The sequence below is a fragment of the Vibrio sp. 1F255 genome, from assembly GCF_041439145.1.
Lineage (GTDB): Bacteria > Pseudomonadota > Gammaproteobacteria > Enterobacterales > Vibrionaceae > Vibrio > Vibrio crassostreae_C.
This window is the reverse complement of the sequence record NZ_JBGONQ010000051.1, coordinates 1-22,238: the sequence shown is the minus strand read 5'-3', so window position 1 is coordinate 22,238 and position 22,238 is coordinate 1. Positions and strand designations below refer to the sequence as shown.

Annotated in this window: 17 protein-coding genes; 13 read left to right on the top strand and 4 right to left on the bottom strand. The window is 45.0% G+C overall.

Annotated features, from left to right (window positions below):
* Positions 1-340: 340 nt before the first annotated feature.
* Positions 341-1,630 carry a citrate synthase gene (locus ACED41_RS20465; protein ID WP_017061949.1) on the bottom strand — a complete coding sequence of 430 codons (1,290 nt, stop codon included), beginning with the start codon at positions 1,628-1,630 and terminating at the stop codon, positions 341-343.
* Between the two features lie 416 nt (positions 1,631-2,046).
* On the opposite strand from ACED41_RS20465, the gene sdhC reads away from it, so the two are divergent.
* The 8 genes from sdhC (at position 2,047) to sucD (ending at position 11,662) form a co-directional block, all read left to right on the top strand.
* Positions 2,047-2,439, top strand: a complete 393-nt coding sequence (gene sdhC / locus ACED41_RS20460) for a succinate dehydrogenase cytochrome b556 subunit (RefSeq protein WP_017061948.1) — start codon at positions 2,047-2,049, stop codon at positions 2,437-2,439.
* A complete protein-coding gene (sdhD, locus tag ACED41_RS20455; RefSeq protein WP_010436768.1) occupies positions 2,433-2,780 on the top strand; it encodes a succinate dehydrogenase, hydrophobic membrane anchor protein in 348 nt (115 codons plus the stop codon). Before sdhC ends, sdhD begins: the two co-directional genes overlap by 7 nt.
* The gene (gene sdhA, locus ACED41_RS20450; protein WP_048606450.1) at positions 2,781-4,547 is read left to right on the top strand and encodes a succinate dehydrogenase flavoprotein subunit; all 1,767 of its coding nucleotides are present in this window, start codon (positions 2,781-2,783) and stop codon (positions 4,545-4,547) included.
* A gap of 12 nt (positions 4,548-4,559) precedes the next feature.
* Positions 4,560-5,273 (top strand): succinate dehydrogenase iron-sulfur subunit, encoded by a 714-nt coding sequence (locus ACED41_RS20445; protein WP_010436773.1) that lies wholly within the window; start codon positions 4,560-4,562, stop codon positions 5,271-5,273.
* A 97-nt stretch (positions 5,274-5,370) separates the two neighbouring features.
* On the top strand, positions 5,371-8,187 hold the full coding sequence (sucA, locus tag ACED41_RS20440) for a 2-oxoglutarate dehydrogenase E1 component (protein ID WP_017061946.1): 2,817 nt from the start codon (positions 5,371-5,373) through the stop codon (positions 8,185-8,187).
* Between the two features lie 21 nt (positions 8,188-8,208).
* Positions 8,209-9,417, top strand: coding sequence for a 2-oxoglutarate dehydrogenase complex dihydrolipoyllysine-residue succinyltransferase (odhB, locus tag ACED41_RS20435; RefSeq protein WP_017056410.1), 1,209 nt, complete (start codon positions 8,209-8,211; stop codon positions 9,415-9,417).
* 206 nt (positions 9,418-9,623) lie between these two features.
* A complete protein-coding gene (gene sucC / locus ACED41_RS20430; RefSeq protein WP_019820479.1) occupies positions 9,624-10,790 on the top strand; it encodes an ADP-forming succinate--CoA ligase subunit beta in 1,167 nt (388 codons plus the stop codon).
* Positions 10,790-11,662, top strand: coding sequence for a succinate--CoA ligase subunit alpha (gene sucD, locus ACED41_RS20425; protein WP_017061945.1), 873 nt, complete (start codon positions 10,790-10,792; stop codon positions 11,660-11,662). Before sucC ends, sucD begins: the two co-directional genes overlap by 1 nt.
* A gap of 113 nt (positions 11,663-11,775) precedes the next feature.
* Here sucD and znuB read toward each other — a convergent pair whose 3' ends face one another.
* Together znuB and znuC are read right to left on the bottom strand one after the other, a co-directional pair.
* Positions 11,776-12,561, bottom strand: coding sequence for a zinc ABC transporter permease subunit ZnuB (gene znuB, locus ACED41_RS20420; protein WP_017061944.1), 786 nt, complete (start codon positions 12,559-12,561; stop codon positions 11,776-11,778).
* On the bottom strand, positions 12,561-13,340 hold the full coding sequence (gene znuC, locus ACED41_RS20415; RefSeq protein WP_017061943.1) for a zinc ABC transporter ATP-binding protein ZnuC: 780 nt from the start codon (positions 13,338-13,340) through the stop codon (positions 12,561-12,563). The genes znuB and znuC overlap by 1 nt, the downstream gene beginning before the upstream one ends.
* An 83-nt stretch (positions 13,341-13,423) precedes the next feature.
* Here znuC and znuA point away from each other — a divergent pair, with 83 nt between their 5' ends.
* The 5 genes from znuA (at position 13,424) to ACED41_RS20390 (ending at position 21,291) form a co-directional block, all read left to right on the top strand.
* On the top strand, positions 13,424-14,314 hold the full coding sequence (znuA, locus tag ACED41_RS20410) for a zinc ABC transporter substrate-binding protein ZnuA (RefSeq protein WP_017067380.1): 891 nt from the start codon (positions 13,424-13,426) through the stop codon (positions 14,312-14,314).
* Positions 14,315-14,583: 269 nt separating this feature from the next.
* On the top strand, positions 14,584-17,946 hold the full coding sequence (locus ACED41_RS20405; protein WP_371725564.1) for a helix-turn-helix domain-containing protein: 3,363 nt from the start codon (positions 14,584-14,586) through the stop codon (positions 17,944-17,946).
* Positions 17,947-18,568: 622 nt separating this feature from the next.
* A complete protein-coding gene (locus ACED41_RS20400; RefSeq protein WP_004734203.1) occupies positions 18,569-18,790 on the top strand; it encodes a FeoA family protein in 222 nt (73 codons plus the stop codon).
* Positions 18,791-21,064, top strand: a complete 2,274-nt coding sequence (gene feoB, locus ACED41_RS20395; RefSeq protein ID WP_371725563.1) for a Fe(2+) transporter permease subunit FeoB — start codon at positions 18,791-18,793, stop codon at positions 21,062-21,064.
* Positions 21,061-21,291, top strand: coding sequence for a FeoC-like transcriptional regulator (locus tag ACED41_RS20390; protein ID WP_017061938.1), 231 nt, complete (start codon positions 21,061-21,063; stop codon positions 21,289-21,291). The genes feoB and ACED41_RS20390 overlap by 4 nt, the downstream gene beginning before the upstream one ends.
* Positions 21,292-21,423: 132 nt before the next feature.
* On the opposite strand, the gene ACED41_RS20385 is transcribed toward ACED41_RS20390, so the two are convergent.
* Positions 21,424-21,852, bottom strand: a complete 429-nt coding sequence (locus ACED41_RS20385; protein ID WP_017061937.1) for an HIT domain-containing protein — start codon at positions 21,850-21,852, stop codon at positions 21,424-21,426.
* Positions 21,853-22,238 lie beyond the last annotated feature (386 nt).

Below are 22,238 nucleotides of genomic sequence, written 5' to 3'. Positions count from 1 at the left end.
GAAGGTCTGTAGCGCTTGGAATGGATTTCTTGAGTGCAAAGATCGCGTCACAAAAGTGTGTACAAGAGATTGGATTGACCTGATCAGTTAATTTTCCGGATTGGTATAAGGGGTACGAGTCGAGTGTATGCGTCGTTCTCTAGAATTGAGCAGGTAACCTGTATAGTTTATCTGCTCGCTTAAGGAGATCCCCAACTCATTCGTCCCTCGTTCTTGGGGATGACGATATTATTTTATTCGTTCACTTCGCATTCTTGAGGATGACGGGGTTGAGAGCGTACAAAAGAAAAGGGGTTGATGTTCTCACATCAACCCCTTTTAACATTATGATTTATAGCAACTATTCACGTTCGTGAAGTGCTTTAAAGTCACGTTGTTCTTCACCAGTATATAGCTGACGAGGACGACCGATACGGTTCGTCGGATCGCTGTGCATTTCGTTCCAGTGAGCAATCCAACCGATGGTACGAGACATCGCGAAGATTACTGTAAACATAGATACTGGAATACCGATTGCTTTCAGAATGATACCTGAGTAGAAATCTACGTTCGGGTATAGCTTCTTAGAAACAAAGTACTCATCAGAAAGAGCGATACGCTCAAGTTCCATCGCTACGTCTAGTAGTGGATCTTGGATGTTTAGCTCTTTAAGCACTTCGTGACACGCTTCGCGCATTACTGTTGCACGTGGGTCGTAGTTCTTGTAAACACGGTGACCGAAGCCCATCAAACGGAATGGGTCATCTTTGTCTTTTGCTTTCGCAACGTATTCTTCAATGTTATCTACGCTACCGATCTCTTCAAGCATGCGCAGACAAGCTTCGTTTGCACCGCCGTGAGCTGGGCCCCAAAGTGATGCGATACCTGCTGCGATACACGCAAACGGGTTAGCACCAGATGAACCAGCAAGACGCACTGTAGACGTAGAAGCGTTCTGTTCGTGGTCAGCATGTAGAGTGAAAATCTTATCCATTGCACGAGCAACGATAGGGTTCACTTCATACTCTTCACATGGGTTTGCAAACATCATGTGTAAGAAGTTTTCTGCGTAGCCTAGGTCGTTACGTGGGTAGATAAACGGCTGACCGATTGAATATTTGTAACACATTGCAGCCAGTGTTGGCATTTTTGAAATCAGGCGGTATGCCGCAATTTCACGGTGTGTATCGTTGTTGACATCAAGTGAGTCGTGGTAGAACGCCGCTAGAGCGCCTACAACACCACACATTACAGCCATAGGGTGAGCGTCACGACGGAAGCCGTGGAAGAAACTAGCGATTTGCTCGTGCACCATAGTGTGACGTGTCACGGTAGTCTTGAACTTTTCGTATTCAGCTCGAGATGGGGCTTCACCGTAAAGAAGTATGTAACATACCTCTAAGTAATCAGCGTTATTGGCAAGTTGGTCAATTGGATAACCACGGTGTAAAAGAATGCCTTTTCCACCGTCAATAAAAGTGATTTGAGACTCACAAGATGCAGTGGCAAGAAAACCAGGGTCAAAAGTGAAAAAACCATTAGAACCTAGTGTACGAACATCGATCACTGGAGTACCAAGTACACCTTCCGTAATCGGCAGCTCGATTGGCGCTTGACCTTCAATGTGAAGGGTAGCTTTCTTATCCGCCATAACAATCTCCTTTGTTTATTATTAATCCGTCCAGGATGTTTATGTGCCATTTTTTTACTGGTCTTACGTGGGAAAGTCAATTTTTCTACAGCTTTGTGTGCACTTGTTAGTGTTTTTTACATTAAATTCGTTAAAAATCTGGTCTGTGTAGCATTATTTGTTACATCAATTGTATTAGAATGTTGCCAGCCGTATAGTGGCGCTGAAAAGTTTGGTTAAAACCTTATAAATGCAAGGCTAAGAAGAAATGTGAGGTGTCTTTCTTAATCGAGCAGTTAACAATTATTTTACAATTATCTAAGGCTCAACTTTAGTTATTTGTTAAGTTAATGTTAAATTTTGAAGGTTTACAATCAAATTTTGTCCATAACAATATCATAAGGTTATTTAATGACCATAATGCTCAATGGAGCTGAGTGAGCAAGCCCGTGAAAGAAAGAAAGACAAGACCTGTTAATTTAGATTTACAGACCATCCACTTTCCAATCACAGCAATAGCTTCCATCCTACACCGTGTGTCTGGGGTGATAACTTTTGTCGCGATTGGAATTCTGCTTTGGTTACTATCCATTTCCCTCTCATCCCCAGTAGGCTTTGCCGAAGCTAGCGACATTGTCGATGGTTTCTTCGTGAAGTTTATTCTGTGGGGCATTTTAACCGCTTTGGCTTACCACATTGCTGGTGGTATTCGTCACCTTCTTATGGACCTTGGTCACTTTGAAGAGCTGGAATCTGGCGCTAAGAGCGCTAAGGTTGCATTCGCAGCAACAGCGGTATTGTCTCTACTAGCGGGGATCTTAGTATGGTAAACAACGTTTCTACTTTTGGTCGTAATGGTGTCCACGATTATCTATTGATTCGTGCTACTGCCATCATTATGACGCTTTACACTATCTACCTAGTTAGCTTTTGTGCTTTCTCTGGTGATATCTCTTACGCATCTTGGACGCAATTCTTTGGTGGAACCTTCACTAAAGTCTTCACCATGTTAGCGCTTACTTCTGTTTTGGTTCACGCGTGGATCGGCCTATGGCAAGTACTAACTGACTACATCAAATGCGCAAAACTGCGTGTTGGTCTTCAAGTCGGTGTTGTTGCAGTTCTTCTTGGATATTTCTTCTCTGGTCTGTTTATTTTGTGGGGTGCGTAAGTGACTATTCCTGTTCGTGAGTTTGATGCCGTAGTGATCGGCGCTGGTGGTGCAGGTATGCGTGCCGCACTGCAAATTTCTGAGCAAGGCCTTTCTTGTGCATTGCTTTCTAAAGTTTTCCCTACTCGTTCTCATACGGTTTCAGCGCAAGGCGGCATCACTGTTGCTCTTGGTAACGCGCATGAAGACCATTGGGAACAACATATGTATGACACAGTAAAAGGTTCTGATTACATCGGTGACCAAGACGCTATCGAATACATGTGTAAAAACGGTCCTGAGTCGGTAATCGAACTCGAAAAAATGGGCCTGCCTTTCTCTCGTTTTGAGAACGGTACTATTTACCAGCGTCCTTTCGGTGGCCAATCTAAAAACTTTGGTGGTGAGCAAGCGGCTCGTACCGCAGCTGCAGCCGACCGTACTGGTCACGCACTGCTTCATACGCTTTACCAACAAAACATTAAACACAAAACGACGGTTTTCTCTGAGTGGTATGCACTGGATCTTGTTAAAAACGAAGATGGTGCAATTTTAGGTACTACCGCGCTTTGTATGGAAACGGGCGAGGTTTGCTACTTCAAAGCGAAGGCAACAATCCTTGCTACCGGAGGTGCTGGTCGTATCTACGCATCAACAACCAATGCACATATTAATACTGGTGACGGTGTTGGTATGGCGATTCGTGCTGGCGTTCCTATGCAAGACATCGAAATGTGGCAGTTCCACCCAACGGGTATCGCTGGTGCAGGTGTATTGGTAACGGAAGGTTGTCGTGGTGAAGGTGGTTACCTTCTCAATAAAGACGGCGAACGCTTCATGGAACGTTACGCACCAAACGCTAAAGACTTAGCGGGTCGTGATGTTGTTGCTCGTTCAATGATGGTTGAAATTCGTGAAGGTCGTGGTTGCGATGGCCCTTGGGGTCCACATATTAAGCTTAAGCTTGATCACTTAGGTAAAGAGACGCTTGAATCTCGTCTTCCTGGTGTATGTGAACTTTCTCGTACCTTTGCTCACGTTGATCCAGTGAAAGAGCCAATCCCAGTAATCCCGACATGTCACTACATGATGGGTGGTGTTCCAACACAAGTTTCTGGTCAAGCTATTAAGCAAACCGAAGACGGCAGCGATGTTGAAATCCAAGGTCTATTTGCTTGTGGTGAAATCGCATCAGTATCAGTACATGGTGCCAACCGTCTAGGTGGTAACTCACTGCTTGATTTGGTGGTATTTGGTCGTGCGACAGGTCTACACCTAGGTGAGACACTGAAGAAGCAAGACGAAGCGAAACCTGCAACTGAAGCTGACATTGAGCGTTCACTAGAGCGTTACAACCGTTGGGAAAACAGCACAGACGGCGAAGATCCAGCGCAAATCCGTAAAGATCTTCAGCAATGTATGCAGAACAACTTCTCAGTATTCCGTGAAGGCAAAGCAATGGCTGAAGGCCTAGAAGAGCTAAAAGCGATTCGCGAGCGTCTGAAAAATGCACACCTATCTGATAAGTCTACAGAGTTCAACACTCAACGTATCGAGTGTCTAGAGCTTGAAAACTTGATGGAAACGGCATTCGCAACGGCTGTTGCTGCAAATTTCCGTACAGAGAGCCGTGGCGCACACGCTCGATTCGATTTCCCTGACCGTGATGATGAGCAATGGCTATGCCACTCACTTTACAACCCAGAGTCAGAGAGCATGACTAAGCGTGGTGTAAACATGGAACCTATCCATCGTGAAGCGTTCCCACCAAAAGCACGTACGTACTAAGGAGATATGACCATGAAACTGAATTTCTCTTTATATCGTTACAATCCAGATGTCGACCAGAAACCTTATATGAAGGAATACACTCTAGAAGTGGATGAAGGTTCAGACATGATGCTTTTGGATGCGCTTATTCTGTTGAAAGAGCAAGATCCAACAATCTCATTCCGTCGCTCATGCCGTGAAGGTGTATGTGGCTCGGATGGTTTGAACATGAACGGTAAAAATGGCCTAGCGTGTATCACGCCATTGTCTGCGCTTTCGGGCCAAGACAAGATTGTGATTCGCCCACTGCCTGGCTTACCCGTTGTTCGTGACCTGATTGTAGACATGACTCAGTTCTACGATAACTACGAAAAAGTGAAGCCATTCTTAGTGTCTGATGGCAATGTGCCACCGGCTCGTGAAAACTTACAAAGCCCTGATGAGCGTGCTCATTTAGATGGATTGTACGAATGTATCATGTGTGCATGTTGTACAACGTCATGCCCATCATTCTGGTGGAACCCTGACAAATTCATCGGACCAGCAGGCCTGCTTGCAGCGTACCGTTGGCTAATTGATAGCCGAGATACAGCGACAGACGAACGTTTGTCCGATCTTGATGATGCATTTAGCGTTTTTCGTTGCCATGGCATCATGAATTGTGTAAGTGTTTGTCCTAAGGGATTAAATCCGACGAAAGCTATTGGTCACATCAAGACCATGCTAGTGAATCGTTCGGTTTAAGTTATATAAAAATTGCCGCCCTAGAAGTTTTGGGGCGGCCTTTTAATAGCTCGGCATAGACCGCAGCAAACGTGAAAACTACTGGTTAAGGGAAAATATGCACAACGGCGTGATGAAGGCATGGCTCGAGTCTTCACACTTGGCTGGCGCCAATGCAACGTACGTAGAAGAACTCTATGAACTGTATCTAAGTGACCCAGATTCGGTAAGTGACGAATGGAGAAGTGTTTTTGAAGAACTGCCTGTGCAAGCTTCAGAGACAGTGGAACAACCACACTCTCGTGTTCGTGAATACTTCCGTCGACTCGCTCAAGAAACAAAGCATTACAGTGTCCAAGTTAGTGATCCAGATGTCGATGCGAAACAAGTAAAGGTTCTGCAACTTATTAATGCCTATCGATTCCGAGGGCATCAAGCAGCAAATCTAGACCCCCTAGGTTTATGGAAAAGAGCGACAGTTGATGAACTGGACCCTTCTTTCCACACTCTTACCGAAGATGACCTCAATGAGACGTTCAACGTCGGCTCTTACGCCATTGGCCAAGAGACGATGGTGCTTAAAGATCTCTACAAATCTCTAAAGCAAACGTATTGTGGCTCTATTGGTGCTGAATACATGCACATGACAAATACAGAGCAAAAGCGTTGGATCCAACAACGTTTAGAGTCTGTATCTGGTCAACCCTCTTTCAACAAAGAAGAAAAGCAAGCTTTCCTAGAAGAGCTAACTGCTGCTGAAGGTCTTGAACGCTATCTTGGTGCGAAATTCCCAGGCGCAAAACGCTTCTCGTTGGAAGGTGGTGATGCTCTTATCCCAATGACGAAAGAAATTATTCGTCATGCTGGCGGACAAGGCATGCGTGAAGTTGTTGTTGGTATGGCTCACCGTGGTCGTCTAAACATGTTGGTCAACGTGCTTGGTAAAAAACCACAAGACCTGTTTGACGAGTTTGCGGGCAAGCACGATGACACGTGGGGTACTGGTGATGTGAAATACCACCAAGGCTTCTCTGCGGACTTCGCAACGCCAGGCGGCAACGTTCACTTAGCACTAGCATTTAACCCATCTCACTTAGAAATCGTAAACCCGGTAGTTATCGGTTCAGTACGTGCACGTCAAGATCGCCTTGGTGATAATGATGGTAGCCGTGTACTTCCAATTACTATTCACGGTGACTCAGCTATCGCTGGTCAGGGTGTAGTACAAGAGACGTTTAACATGTCTCAAGCTCGTGGTTTCTGTGTAGGTGGTACGGTTCGTATCGTTGTAAACAACCAAGTTGGTTTTACAACGTCTAACCCTCGCGATACACGCTCTACGATGTACTGTACCGATATCGCGAAGATGGTTCAGGCTCCGATTTTCCACGTTAACTCTGATGATCCAGAAGCGGTTGCGTTTGTTGCGCGTCTTGCATTGGATTACCGTAATACGTTTAAGCGTGATGTTGTTATTGATTTGGTTTGTTACCGTCGCCACGGTCACAATGAAGCCGATGAGCCGAATGCAACACAGCCTTTGATGTACCAAAAAATCAAGAAGCACCCAACACCACGTAAGCTTTACGCTGACGTGCTAATGGAGCGCGGTGAGTTTGGTATTGATACAGCAACTCAGCTAGTTAACGAATATCGTGATGCACTTGATCACGGTGAAGTTGTGGTTAAAGAGTGGCGTCCAATGGCACTTCACTCAGTAGACTGGTCTCCTTACCTAGGTCACGACTGGAACATCGAGTGGGATAACAAGATTGATATCGAGCGCCTGAAAGAGCTTGGTACCAAACTTTGTCAATACCCGGACAGCCACAAGCTGCAAAGCCGAGTAAATAAACTGTACAACGATCGTACTGCCATGGTGAATGGTGAGAAACAAGTCGATTGGGGTATGGCTGAAACTCTGGCATACGCAACACTTGTTGACGACGGTAAGCGTATTCGTATCTCAGGCCAAGATTCAGGTCGTGGTACGTTCTTCCACCGTCACTCAGTACTGCACAATCAATCAGATGCAAGCACGTATGTTCCTCTTGCGAACATTCATGATAAACAAGGGCCATTCCAAGTGTTTGACTCTGTGTTATCTGAAGAAGCGGTACTCGCATTTGAGTATGGTTACGCGACAGCAGAGCCAAGCGGTCTAACCCTTTGGGAAGCTCAATTTGGTGACTTCGCAAACGGTGCACAAGTTGTTATCGACCAATTCATTTCATCAGGTGAGCAAAAGTGGGCACGTCTATGTGGTCTAACTATGCTGCTTCCTCACGGTTATGAAGGCCAAGGCCCGGAGCACTCTTCTGCACGTCTTGAGCGTTACCTTCAGTTATGTGCTGAACAAAACATGCAGGTTGTTGTTCCTTCAACACCAGCTCAGGTTTACCACATGATTCGCCGTCAGGTTGTTCGACCAATGCGTCGTCCACTGATTGTAATGTCACCTAAGTCATTGCTTCGTCACCCTCTGTGTACTTCTTCTCTTGAAGATTTGGCAGAAGGCACGTTCCAACCAGCTATCGCAGAAATTGATGATCTGGCTCCTGAGAACGTAAAACGCGTCGTGTTCTGTTCAGGTAAGGTTTACTTTGACCTGCTTGACCAAAGACGTAAGAACGAGCAAGACGATGTCGCTATTGTACGTATTGAGCAACTTTACCCGTTCCCTTATGAGGACGTGAGAGCTGCCATCGCACAGTACACAAATGTAGTCGATTACGTTTGGTGTCAAGAAGAGCCACAAAACCAAGGTGCTTGGTACAGTAGCCAACATAATTTCCGAGCTGCTATCCCAGTAGGTGCTGATATTCAATACGCAGGTCGTCCTGCATCAGCATCACCAGCTGTTGGCTATATGTCAGTACACTTGAAACAACAAAAAGCGTTAGTTGACGACGCTTTGACCCTACTTAAGAACTAGAAGTAAAAGGAAAATACGCACATGACAATTGAAATTCTGGTTCCAGATTTACCTGAATCTGTGGCTGATGCAACAGTTGCTACTTGGCACAAAAAACCGGGCGAAGCGGTTGCACGTGATGAAGTCATTGTAGATATCGAAACAGATAAAGTAGTTCTAGAAGTACCGGCTCCTGAAGCGGGTGTTCTGGAAGCTATCATCGAAGAAGAGGGTGCTACGGTACTTTCTAAGCAGCTTTTGGCTAAAATCAAGCCGGGTGCTGTCGCTGGTGAACCAACGAAAGACACCACTGAAGATACAGAAGCATCTCCTGATAAGCGCCATAAAGCTGCGCTAACAGAAGAGAACAACGACGCGCTAAGCCCAGCTGTTCGTCGCCTGCTTGCTGAGCACAACCTACAACCAGCTGACGTTAAAGGCACTGGTGTTGGTGGTCGTATTACTCGTGAAGACATCGACGCACACCTAGCAGCAGCGAAAGCGGCTCCGGCAGCAGCATCTGCACCAGCAGTTGAAGCGCCAGCAGCGGCTCGCAGCCAAAAACGCGTGCCTATGACTCGCCTGCGTAAGACAGTTGCAAACCGTCTTCTAGAAGCGAAAAACAGCACAGCAATGCTGACTACTTTCAACGAAGTGAACATGAAGCCAATCATGGACCTTCGTAAGCAGTACAAAGACCAATTCGAGAAACGTCACGATACGCGTCTTGGCTTCATGTCTTTCTACGTGAAAGCAGTAACAGAAGCACTGAAGCGTTTCCCAGAAGTGAACGCTTCTATTGATGGTACAGATATCGTTTACCACAACTACTTCGACATCAGCATGGCGGTATCTACGCCACGTGGTCTAGTGACTCCAGTACTCAAAGACTGTGACACACTAGGTTTCGCTGATATCGAAAAAGGCATCAAAGAGCTAGCAATCAAAGGTCGTGACGGCAAGCTAACGGTTGATGAACTGATGGGCGGCAACTTCACTATCACAAACGGTGGTGTATTTGGTTCTCTAATGTCTACGCCAATCATCAACCCGCCTCAAGCGGCAATTTTGGGTATGCACAAAATCCAAGACCGTCCAATGGCTGTTGATGGCAAGGTAGAGATTCTACCAATGATGTACCTAGCGCTTTCTTACGACCACCGTCTAATCGATGGCCGTGAATCAGTTGGCTTCCTAGTGACCATCAAAGAGCTTCTAGAAGATCCTGCACGTCTGCTATTAGACGTTTAGTATCGCTAAAACGTCTAGTTAACCCCGTTAGCTAGACGTAAAAAGTTTCAAAGGCTAGGCTGCTCAACGTCTGGCCTTCAATTGAACTGTAAAGCCATTAGAAAATGGACAGCAGTTGTTTTGAGAAGACCCTACAGACGTAACACAGGAAACTGTGTCGTTATGGAAATAATAATCCCTTAAGGGAAAATAAACGGAATATCAAAATGAATTTGCATGAATACCAAGCCAAACAGCTGTTTGCAGAATTCGGTTTGCCTGTACCAGAAGGTTTCGCATGTGATACTGCACAAGAAGCTTTCGAAGCTGCAGGTCGTATCAGTACAGCCAAGAAAGTCGTTAAGTGTCAAGTACACGCTGGTGGCCGCGGTAAAGCGGGCGGCGTAGAGCTACATGACACCAAAGAAGGCGTTAAAGAGTTTGCACAAAAGTGGCTAGGTAAAAACCTAGTGACTTACCAAACAGACGCTAATGGTCAGCCTGTAACTAAGATCCTAGTTGAAGAAGCATCAAACATTGCTAACGAACTTTACCTAGGTGCTGTTGTTGACCGCGCAACGCGTAAAATTGTATTCATGGCGTCAACTGAAGGCGGTGTGGACATTGAGAAAATCGCTGAAGAAACTCCAGAGTTGATTCACCAATCAGCGATCGATCCTCTAGTAGGCCCTCAAGCTTACCAAGGCCGTGAACTGGCGTTCAAACTTGGTCTAGTTGGCGATCAAATCAAACAGTTCGTTAAGATCTTCATGGGTCTTGGCAAAATGTTCTCTCAGTACGACCTAGCTCTACTAGAAATCAACCCGCTTGTAATTACTGGCGAAGGCAACCTGCTTTGTCTAGACGGCAAGATCAACATCGACTCAAACGCGATGTACCGTCAGCCTAAACTACGTGAAATGCACGATCCATCTCAAGAAGATGAGCGCGAAGCACACGCAGCACAGTGGGAACTGAACTACGTAGCACTAGATGGTAACGTTGGCTGTATGGTTAACGGTGCAGGCCTTGCGATGGGTACGATGGATATCGTAAACCTACACGGCGGCAAGCCAGCAAACTTCCTTGATGTAGGCGGCGGCGCGACAAAAGAACGTGTAGCTGAAGCATTCAAGATCATCCTTTCTGATGACAATGTTAAAGCAGTACTCGTAAACATTTTCGGTGGCATCGTTCGTTGTGACATGATCGCTGAAGGTATTATCGGTGCAGTTAAAGAAGTCGGCGTAACAGTTCCTGTAGTTGTTCGTCTAGAAGGTACAAACGCAGACCTAGGTCGCGAAGTACTTGCTAATTCTGATGTTGATATCATTGCAGCTGAATCTCTAACAGATGCTGCTCAGAAAGTTGTTGCTGCTGCGGAGGCTAAATAATGTCTGTATTAATTAACAAAGACACTAAAGTAATCTGTCAGGGTTTCACTGGCGGTCAAGGTACATTCCACTCAGACCAAGCTATCGCATACGGTACGCAAATGGTTGGTGGTGTTTCACCTGGTAAAGGTGGTCAAACTCACCTAGGCCTTCCAGTATTCAACACAGTACGTGAAGCGGTAGAAGTAACTGGCGCAACAGCAACAGTTATCTACGTACCAGCTCCTTTCTGTAAAGATGCAATCCTAGAAGCGATTGATGCAGGTATCGAACTGATCGTAACGATCACTGAAGGTATCCCTACAACAGATATGATCGACGTTAAAGTGAAGCTAGAAGAAACTGGCGTTCGCATGATCGGTCCTAACTGTCCAGGTCTTATCACTCCAGACGAGTGTAAGATTGGTATCATGCCTGGTCACATCCACAAGAAGGGTAAAGTAGGTATCGTATCTCGTTCAGGTACTCTGACATACGAAGCAGTTAAGCAAACAACAGATGAAGGCTTTGGTCAGTCTACATGTGTTGGTATCGGTGGTGACCCTATCCCAGGTTCAAACTTCATTGATATCTTGAAACTTTTCCAAGAAGACCCAGAAACTGAAGCAATCGTAATGATTGGTGAAATCGGTGGTACTGCGGAAGAAGAAGCGGCTGATTTCATCAAAGCAAACGTAACTAAGCCAGTTGTATCTTACATCGCTGGTGTTACTGCTCCTCCGGGCAAACGTATGGGACACGCAGGCGCAATCATCTCTGGCGGTAAAGGTACTGCTGAAGATAAATTCGCAGCACTAGAAGCAGCAGGCGTTAAGACTGTTAAGTCTCTTGCTGACATCGGTAAAGGCCTACGTGAAATCACGGGTTGGTAATCAGCTGGCTTTTATCGATTGAGATAGAAGTTAATCGAAACGATATTAAAAAGGCTTGGTCACTGACCAAGCCTTTTTTATGTTTTCGAGATACGAGATCGTACTGCTAAGTGCTAAGCTCGACTTCTAACCATTTGAGATAGCATAAACATTGCTGCCGCACTGATAACCACAGACGGGCCAGCAGGCGTATCATAGAACCAAGACAAGCTTAATCCACCGAATACAGCGATAGAGCCAATAATTGATGCAAGGAAGGCCATCTGCTCAGGTGTGCTCGAGAACTTCCTTGCCGTTGCTGCAGGAATAATCAGTAGCGATGTCATGATTAACGCACCAACAAACTTCATACCGACAGCAATCACGATACCGACCAATAGCATCAGAATCAGACGCATTAAATCAATGTTGATGCCATCAACCGCCGCGAGATCTTCGTTAACCGTCGTTGATAGTAGTGGTCGCCAAAAGATAGCAAGTACTAATCCAATCACAGCAGCACCCGCATAGATGAACACTAAATCCGTTGGAGATACTGCCAGCAAGTCACCAAATAGGTAGCTCATTAGGTCAACACGAACGTTATCTAAGAAACTGACAGCAACCAAACCAAGTGATAGCGCACTGTGCGCCAAAATACCGAGTAGGGTATCGGTCGCGACCAGCTTTTGTTTTTGTAAAGTCACTAGCAACACGGCCAGCATCAAACAACAAATCAGCAGCGCGAAATACAAGTTAATGTTGAACAGAAAGCCAAGTGCTAAGCCCATCAAAGAAGCGTGAGCAAGCGTGTCACCAAAGTAAGCCATCTTACGCCACACCACGAATGAACCTAGTGGGCCTGCAATTAGTGCAATACCCAAACCCGCCAAAATAGAGGGAAGAAGAAACTCAAGCATTAGTGGTGTCCGTGTTTATGGTTTGAACATTCATGCACGTCGCCTTCGACAGGCTGGCCTGCGAGATCATGATGGTGATGTTCGTGTTGGTGATGATAAAACGCTAGCGTCTCTTGGGTCGCGGTGCCAAAGAGCGCAATATACGAAGGATGGTGTTTGATGTCTGCAGGTGCGCCTGAGCAACAGATGTGGTGGTGTAAACAGATAACATCGTCTGTTTTTGCCATCACTAAATGCAGATCGTGTGAAACCATAAATACGGCACAACCAAAGCGGTGGCGAATGGTGTCAATCAAGTCATACAGGTCTATTTGCCCTTGAACGTCGACGCCTTGAGCCGGTTCATCGAGAACCAGTAGATCTGGTCTTCTTAGCAATGAACGAGCAATGAGCACACGTTGGTTTTCTCCGCCAGATAGCTGGTGCATGTTACTCTTCTGCAGATGTTCAGCACCAACAAGCTTCAATGCTTCAAGGATCTCTTGCTGACTGAAATTGCCAGTGAGTTTTAGAAAACGCTCTACGTTGAGCGGTAGGGAATCATTGAGCTTTAATTTTTGTGGTACATAGCCAATTTTCAGTTTTTTAGCTTTTGTTATTGTGCCTGAAAATTTGGTCTGTAAACCCAGTACCACTTTTACTAATGTCGACTTTCCTGCACCGTTTGGCCCAATCAGGGTGGTGATTCTGCCGCGCTCTAAATTTAGAGAGATGTTGTCTAGAACTTTTCGACCGTCAAATTCGACGCTCACAGAATCTAGTTGGATTAAGTTATCCATGAATAGAACTCATTTGCAATTCGCTAATGTTATAATGTAACATTTACCTCAAGCCTAAGCTACTTTTCTATTATCGAGGGATTATGTCACGTTCATCTTTTATACTTGCTACTTTGCTTTTAGCGCCAAGTGTCGCAAGTGCCAATACTATTCTAACAAGCTTTAAACCAATTCAAATGATTGTGACAGAATTAACGCAAGGCGTTAGTGAGCCGGATGTGTTGATGAACAGCAATGCTTCGCCGCATGATTATGCGCTTAAGCCATCGGATGTCAAAAAAGTTCATAGTGCCGATATGGTCATCTGGTTCGGCCCTGACCTAGAAGCCTTTCTGACTAAGGTGATTGGTTCAAAAGAAAATGTTATCAAGATCAGTGATATTCCCGGAATCAACTTGCGAGAGTTCGGACACGAAGAGCATGACCACGATGCACATGAAGGGCACCACCACGGTAGCCATGACCCGCATTTTTGGTTAGGTATCGAGCAAGTTGAAGTAGCTGCAAAATACATCTCAGCTAAGTTGATTGAATCTGATCCAGACAACGCAATGGCGTACCAAGAGAATCTCGATTCATTCCTGATTGCATTGAAAGAGAAGCAACAGTCTATTCGAGAGCAACTTGCACCCGTGAAAGACAAAGGTTACTACGTTTTTCATGACGCGTATGGTTACTTTGAGCAAGAGTTTGAGCTAAATAACTTAGGTCACTTTACGGTGAGCCCAGAGCGTAAGCCGGGTGCAAAAAGCCTGATCGCTATTAAGAAAACGATAGTACGTGAAAACGTTCAATGTGTGTTTTCTGAGCCTCAATTCACTCCTGCTGTGATTGAATCAGTGACGCGCGGAAGTAACGCAAAACAAGGTCAGCTTGACCCTATCGGTTCAACAGTTGAAGTGAAGAGTGGAAGCTATTTCGATTTTCTTCAGCAACTTACAGATAGCTATACAAGTTGCTTAGACGAGAAGTAAGTCATAAACGAGTATTCTTTACTCTACTTTGCTCTCGTTAATTTATGAATCATGCCGCTTTTTGCGGCATTTTCGTGACCGCTAAGATAAAACCTCCTAACAAATAACAAACCTCCTTTCTCCTTTTCTAATTTCCGCTAAAATGGAAAGATAATAATAAGCACAAAAAAACTCAGTTTTTGGTTTAGCAACGATAAGACGTTGTGGTACCCAAAATTTCATGTGTTGTTGCTGTTCAGGATTAAGAGTTGTATCGAATTATCTTCAAAATGTTCATGTTAATGAGCATTTCATTTAGCGTTCTAGCGGTAAATACCTCGCCCTCCGTTTTCTATCCTTTGCCCGTTCAAGCGCAAGGGAATTTCCTTGCGGCTAAAAACTTGTATTTAGGTGCCGGAGGTGGGCTCTGGGTTCATGATGTGCATGGAAAAGTACTCTTTTACGATGGTCGAACTCTATTCCCTCGCAAGGGAAGCTTACTGCAATTTTCTTCGGAAAGAGTCGCCTTTCTGAACGATGAGTTTTGGACATTTTTCGACAATGAGGTCTATCGACATAACCCTGGAATTGGCAACGAATTGGCGTTTAGCCTAAGTCCCGGCGCTGAAATAGCGAATATCGGTGCATCAGGCGATTATATTTGGGTTACTGACGGCAGTAATTTCTATACCTACAACACTCAATCTTTAGAATTCAACACCTACTCTCTACTTAAACTGTACCGATACAATAACAGCAGTGACATTGCGATTAACGACGCTGAGTGGGTACTATCAAAGTGGGTGCTAGCGACCAGTTCTGGCGTTTACCTTTCAGAGAATCAAGAGTTTACCCATGTCACCGCATCAGACAAAAACCATATTGAGACGGTTTATTTTTCGAATGCTCGACGTGAGTTAGTGATCGGTACTTTAAATGGTGCTGTGATTGTTGATCTCGCGAACCCAGACAAAGAGACCATCGTTAAAGGGTCGCATGTTCTCTCGTTGGCCGAAACTTCGGACCAGTATTGGATTGGTACAGAGCACGGCCTTATTAGCTACAACTTTATTACGGGACAAATTACTCGATTCGAACAAGCCGCTAGTCAAGACTTCTCGTTACCGGGTGAGAAAATATATTCGTTGATAAACGATCATGCTGGTGGTATGTGGGTTGCGACAAACAACGGTATCCGATACTTCTCACTGTTCAGCAAAACCTTCTCGAGAACACCCCTAACTGGAATGGGCATGCATTCGAGTAGTGTGGTGATCAATAAAGTACTGCCTGTCAGTGACCAGTTATCTTGGGTCGCGTCTTCAATGGGGCTCTACTTGGTTGATTCTGAAAGTGAAGAGAACCCAATTCGTGTTTACTCTAACCCTGTTAATGATTTTGAGATCTTTGGCTCTTCCATTTGGTTGGCGACCGAACAAGGTATCATCAGTCTAAATACGGAAACACTACAACCCGAAGCCCTTGATTTACCAAGGCCAATTGAGGGAGTGCGTGTTGAAAACCTTGCGCTTCAAGCCGATAACGTTCTTTGGATGACCTCTGGGCAAAACCTCTATTCGTTATCTATCGAAACCATGAAACTGACGAGTTATGGCACTGACTGGTTAGTCGACAAGTTCTTGCCTGCGAAGATCACCGCTCTCAATGTAGGCTTGCTAGGTCGCATCTATATAGGAACGGATCATGGCTTCTACTCGTTCATTGATAAACGAATTAGCTTTAGTCGTTCCAGCGAACGGTTTGGCAAAGTCGTCGATATTGAAAAAGCGAAGGATGGAGCGCAGTGGTTTGCGAGCAGTTATGGCGTGTATCGAATCCCGGATGACAGCTCTATTATTCAAGAAATCACTCTTGTTGAAGACAATATTAGCCCCAACTGCCTGATAAGCGATGACAATGGTGTTTGGTTAGGCTCTTCGAAAGGCATCAGTTATTACGGATTGGATGGGCAACTGCATAAACACATAGGTTCGCCATTTGGTTTGATCACCAATGAACTGGCGGCAGGAGCGTGTGCTCTTTTTTACAGTCAAGATAGCCAACCTTCGAGGCTTGTTTTCGGCTCAAAGTATGGTGTAGTCAGCGCGTTATCTAACGAGTTACTGGTATCAACTACACCTCATAGCCGTGCCTTGTTGAGTAAGATAAGTGTCGACCAACAAACGGTATCACTTGGCGGGAAAACGGCAGAGCTGGATGAGATTCCTTATGGTTCATCGATGGGGTTTAAGCTAGGTATCTTACCAGCAACGTTCGCACCTGCGATGGAATACCGACTGAGCGACGATGAACCTTGGAGTGAGTTTGAAGGGGGCTTGTTAACGCTCGATCATCTTCTTCCAGGGGATTACACACTTGAAGTGAAGCCGGTTAAAGGCTCCCATTATCGCTTTGTGTCAACCAATCAAAGCTTCTCGATTGCGGAGCCTTGGTATCTGACCAATTGGGCTGCAGCAAGCTCTCTGATATTACTGATTGGCGTTGTGACTATCTTAGTCTTTTGGCGTTCGCGTTATGTCACTTTTGCCAACCGGCACTTAAAAGCGCAAGTTGCACTGAAGACAGACCAATTGAGGCACCAAAGCCGGATATTACTCGCCACTAATCAACAGCTTAAAAAGCAGCTATCCGTGAAGAATGCGCTTGTGTCTCACACTGCCAATGAACTCTCTTCTGAAGTGAATCATATTGCTGCGATGCTCCCGAATTGGAATGACGAGCTCGGGAAGTCGCCGATTCTAACCTTGAAAAATGGCTTAGCTCAATTGAGTAATACGCCTCAAGGAGAAGGGCAAGTTTGTTACGATATAATTTTAATCTTAGAGGTGGTACTCAAAGCTTGGCAGGATGACTTAACCAAAGCCGGTATTGAACTGGATATTAAAGTCGAAACAAAACAACGATATGTCTCGTTGCTGTATTTTAATCTCGATATTATCTTCAATAGCTTGGTCGGGAGCATCATCAAGAGAAACTTTAAGTCGCAGAGTATGGTGGTTCTGGTTGAAGAGGTTAAGGAGCATCTTGTTGTAACCATTCGAGATCATGGCATGCCTTTCCCTAAGCTGGCATCAAGCATGGGTGACAATACCGGAAAGTCGACCGACCTTAACATCGAAAAGCTGCCGCTATTGATGAATCAGAGCGGTGGCGAGCTTAATGCCTTTGTTTCGGAGTCTCAAAATAAGGTTCAGCTTTCGTGGCCAATTGAGTATCAAGTACTCGACAATCTCGAAGCCAGCACAATTGAACAGATTGAAACCATTAAGCTTGCCGCCTCAACACCAGAGCAACAAAAACTGACAGCGGAACAAGAGTGGAAGAACAGAGTGTCGCAGCTTGTGAGTGAAAACTACGCTGATGCCGAGTTCAGTACTGCAACTGCCGCTAAGTATTTGTTTATGTCTGAGAGAAGCTTACAGAGACGCTTTAAATCGGCTTACAACAAGACCTTCAAAGAGCACTTGAATGAAGTACGTCTAGAGCATGCGTGTGAGCGCTTACTCGCTGGAGAGAAGATCTCTGATGTGGCGTTTGATTCGGGGTTCAATGACCCTTCCTATTTCAGTCAAAGGTTTAAGCACCACTTTGGCATGTCACCATCTAAGTTTGCTGAAAACAACGAAGAGTAGCACGCAGCGGATACTCAGCTAGAACATAAATAAAGATACTTTAGCCTCGACATTCGTGTTGGGGCTTTTTTATGCTTCTACGAGATACGAGATACGAGATACGAGATACGAGATACGAGATACGAGATACGAGATACGAGATAAATGGGGAGTTTAAAAAGGTTGTTGGGATAAAACAAAGGGAAGAAAAAAAATATCGTGGCATAGCCGGGGGGACTATACCACGGGTGCCAACGACACCTTCGCTTGCTGCCGGAGTGATATAGCAAAGCCATATCACCTCTGGAATAAAATTAAAGAGAAGTAGTTTCTCTTCGATGGAGTAACTATACGTCCAGCTACTTATTTTACTTATAAAATTAACGACAGATACCTATGAGAAAACCGACATTGTCTCAAGTGATTGATAATTAATGATTTGTTTTTGTTTGGGAGGGTTTGTACTAGTGAGGTAGTTCTCGCTAGTTGTTGAAAGTAACGTTTTTGACGTAAACGTTTTTAACGAAACTTACGAGTATGTATTTTCGAAAACATTGATTTCACACAATAGAATTGTGGGCATGTATGTGTATCATGGCGTTAATAACAATCTTTCTCATTATCAGTCACGAATTGGGTACTTATGAAACTCTCACAATTAGAGCAAGGAAAGGCGGCTTCTATTGTTGCACTAACAGGTTTAACACCAGACGTAAGGAAGAAACTTATGGTCATGGGTATGTTGCCAAAAACCGAGGTGACGCTTATCCGCCGTGCACCTATGGGTGATCCGCTTCAAGTTGAAGTGAGAGGTGTTTCTATCGCCATTCGTGAAAGCATTGCAGAACAAATCGAGGTTATCTAAATGGATTATCAAGTTCTTACCGTTGGTAACCCGAATAGTGGTAAAACAACACTGTTCAACGCACTGACTGGTGCTAAGCAGCACGTTGGTAACTGGGTTGGTGTCACTGTTGAAAAGAAGACGGGTTTATACTCGCACGCTGGTGATCAGTTTCAACTAACGGATTTACCGGGTATCTACGCACTAGACAGTGGTAATGATGCGAACAGCATCGATGAGTCTATCGCGTCTCGCGCTGTTTTAACTCACCCAGCAGATGTGATCATCAATGTTGTCGACGCTAGCTGTCTAGAACGAAGCTTATATATGACATTACAGCTGCGTGAGTTGGGTCGCCCAATGATCGTTGTGTTGAACAAAATGGATGTATTAAAGCGCGAACGTCAGGTGATTAACCTTAAAGCACTAGAGAAAGAGCTAGGTTGCCCAGTTCTAAGCTTGTCTGCAAACGATAAAGGTCAAGTGGTTCGCTTTAAAGAGCGTCTGCATAAACTGCTTGTTCAAGGTGTGAGCCTTGACCCTATCTCTATTGATTACGATGCCGCGTTAGAAGCTCTTATCCCTTCTGTTGAGTCACAATTTGATGATGCTGACGTATCTCACCGAGCGCTAGCGATTCGTGCTTTAGAAAATGATTACTTGGTATTGAATGGTTTAGCCCCACAAACTCGCACTCAAATTGATAGCGTGCGTCTTGGTGCCGATTTCGATATTGACCTTGCTGTTGCTGACGCTAAATACACTTTCTTACATGACCTTTGTAAACGTGTTCGTCGCAGCGAAGGCAAACTAAGCCGTAACTTTACAGAGAAAGCAGACCAATTCATTTTGAACAAATGGGTCGGTATTCCTTTCTTCTTCGTTATCATGTACCTAATGTTCATGTTCTCTATCAATATCGGTAGTGCGTTTATCGACTTCTTCGATATTGGTGTTGGAGCAATATTAGTTGATGGTGGACACCACTTATTAGATGGCCATTTACCAGTTTGGTTAGTCACTGTACTTGCTGATGGTATTGGCGGCGGTATCCAAACGGTTGCGACCTTTATTCCTGTTATCGCAGCGCTTTACCTATTCTTAGCGGTACTAGAAAGCTCAGGCTACATGGCTCGTGCTGCATTTGTACTTGATAAAGTGATGCAGAAGATTGGTTTACCGGGTAAAGCATTTGTCCCACTTGTACTGGGCTTTGGTTGTAACGTGCCTTCAATCATGGCAACTCGTACTCTTGACCAAGAGCGCGAACGTAAACTAGCAGCATCAATGGCGCCGTTTATGTCATGTGGTGCTCGTTTACCGGTATACGCACTGTTCGCGGCGGCGTTCTTCCCAGGTGCAGGACAAAACGTAGTATTCGCTCTGTACATCATGGGTATCGTTGCTTCTGTATTTACGGGTTTGTTCCTGAAAAACACGATCTACCCAGGTAGCAGTGATAGCTTAGTGATGGAAATGCCAGATTACGAATTGCCGACAGTGCAAAACGTAATGTTGAAAACTTGGCAGAAGCTGAAGCGTTTCGTACTTGGTGCAGGTAAAACAATCGTGATGGTTGTGGCTATTCTTAGCTTCCTAAACTCTCTAGGTATGGACGGCAGCTTTGGTAACGAAGATAGCGAAAACTCAGTACTGTCTAGAGCAGCTCAAGTTGTAACACCTGTATTCCAACCAATTGGTATTACTGAAGAGAACTGGCCTGCAACGGTTGGTATCATCACAGGTATTTTCGCTAAAGAAGCCGTTGTTGGTACATTAAATAGCCTATATATAACGCCTTCTGATGAAGAAGCAGCTGAGTTTGACTTAGCAGCAAGCCTGCAAGAAGCGGTAATGACGATCCCTGAAAACCTAGCCGGATTGAGCTACTCAGATCCATTAGGTATTGAAGTTGGCGACTTGTCTGACTCTAATTCTGTAGCAGCTGACCAAGAAGTCGATACCTCTATCTTTGGTAACTTGAAAGACAAGTTTGTATCTGGTCATGCGGCATTCGCTTACTTGATTCTTATCCTGCTTTACACGCCTTGTGTGGCCGCGATGGGTGCTTATGTTCGTGAATTTGGTCAGAAGTTTGCACGCTTCATCGCGGTTTGGACGATGGCTCTTGGTTACTTTGGTGCGACTTTCTACTACCAAGCGGCAAACTTTGCTGCGCATCCTGTGACAAGTGCAGTATGGATGGTGGCGATTGCTGGTGGTTTTGTGGTGACGTATCGCGTCTTCAAGAAAGTGGGCAGTAAGCAGAAAGCACTAGAGGTGCAAGTAGTATGATTTTAACTGAACTTCATCAATACATTGATAGCCACGGCGTTGCGGCTCGTAAAGAGCTCGCTGCAAAGTTTGGCATGAGTGAAGATGGCGTCGATGCGATGCTGAGTGTTTGGGTCAAGAAAGGGAAAGTTTCTCGCTTGGTCGATACGAATAAGCATGGTCATACAACGCGTATTCGCTACACCATCAGCAAACAAGATGGTTTGTCGCTTAACGTGATGATGTAGTTCGGTCTTCAGACTCTCGTTGAAAAAGGCGAGATTAGAAAATGACAAAGCCGCTTATCTAAGATGAGCGGCTTTTTGTTATGTGTCTTTTCTGAAGTGTTTTGCTTTAAAGCTCAATGAGATGAACTCGAATTATGCTTTCTTGAAGATAGAGCTCAGTGACAGAACGTTTTGGATACGAGTCAGGATAGCGGCTTGATCTTCTTCACTGCGCTGTTCGCCTTTTGTATTACCCCATACTGGGCCGGGCCAAGCAATGTCGTCTTTGAAGCGTGCAATATGGTGGATGTGCAGTTGTGGCACCATATTACCCAGCGCACCAAGGTTCAATTTGTCTGGTTGGAACGTTGCTTCTAATGCTTGGCTTACCGCCTGAGATTCATGTAGGAACTGCTGTTGCTCTTTCATTGGTAAGTGGTGCAACTCTTTTAGGTTGGCACGTTTTGGTACCAAGATAACCCAAGGCACTGCGTTATCTTTGTGTAGCAGGGCTAAGCTCAGTGGAAATTCGCCGATAAGTGTGGTGTCTTTCGCAAGTTGCGGGTGAAGTTCGAAGCTCATGATCTTTCCAATTAATTGTTTTACATGAGTATAAGGTCGGAGTTTGAATGTGGCTAGGGCTTACGTTCTCAATAAGCAGATTCCCTATCACGTTCGTCCCTCACTGTAGGGAATGATGGTGAGAAGAGGGATAACGATTTGGTGTGGTTTGATGGCGCATCATTGATGTTGTCTTGGATTCACTACACCTATTCTCGTCATCTCCTAGAGCGACGAATGAGCGTAATAGGAGATCTCTTGCTGTGTAGGTTAGCTAATCGCTTAAATAATCGAGTAAACAAACCTCCAGACAAAAAAAAGGTTGACGCTTTCACGTCAACCTTTCTAATTTTCTCGAATCTCGAATCTCGAATCTCGAATCTCGAATCTCGAATCTCGAATCTCGA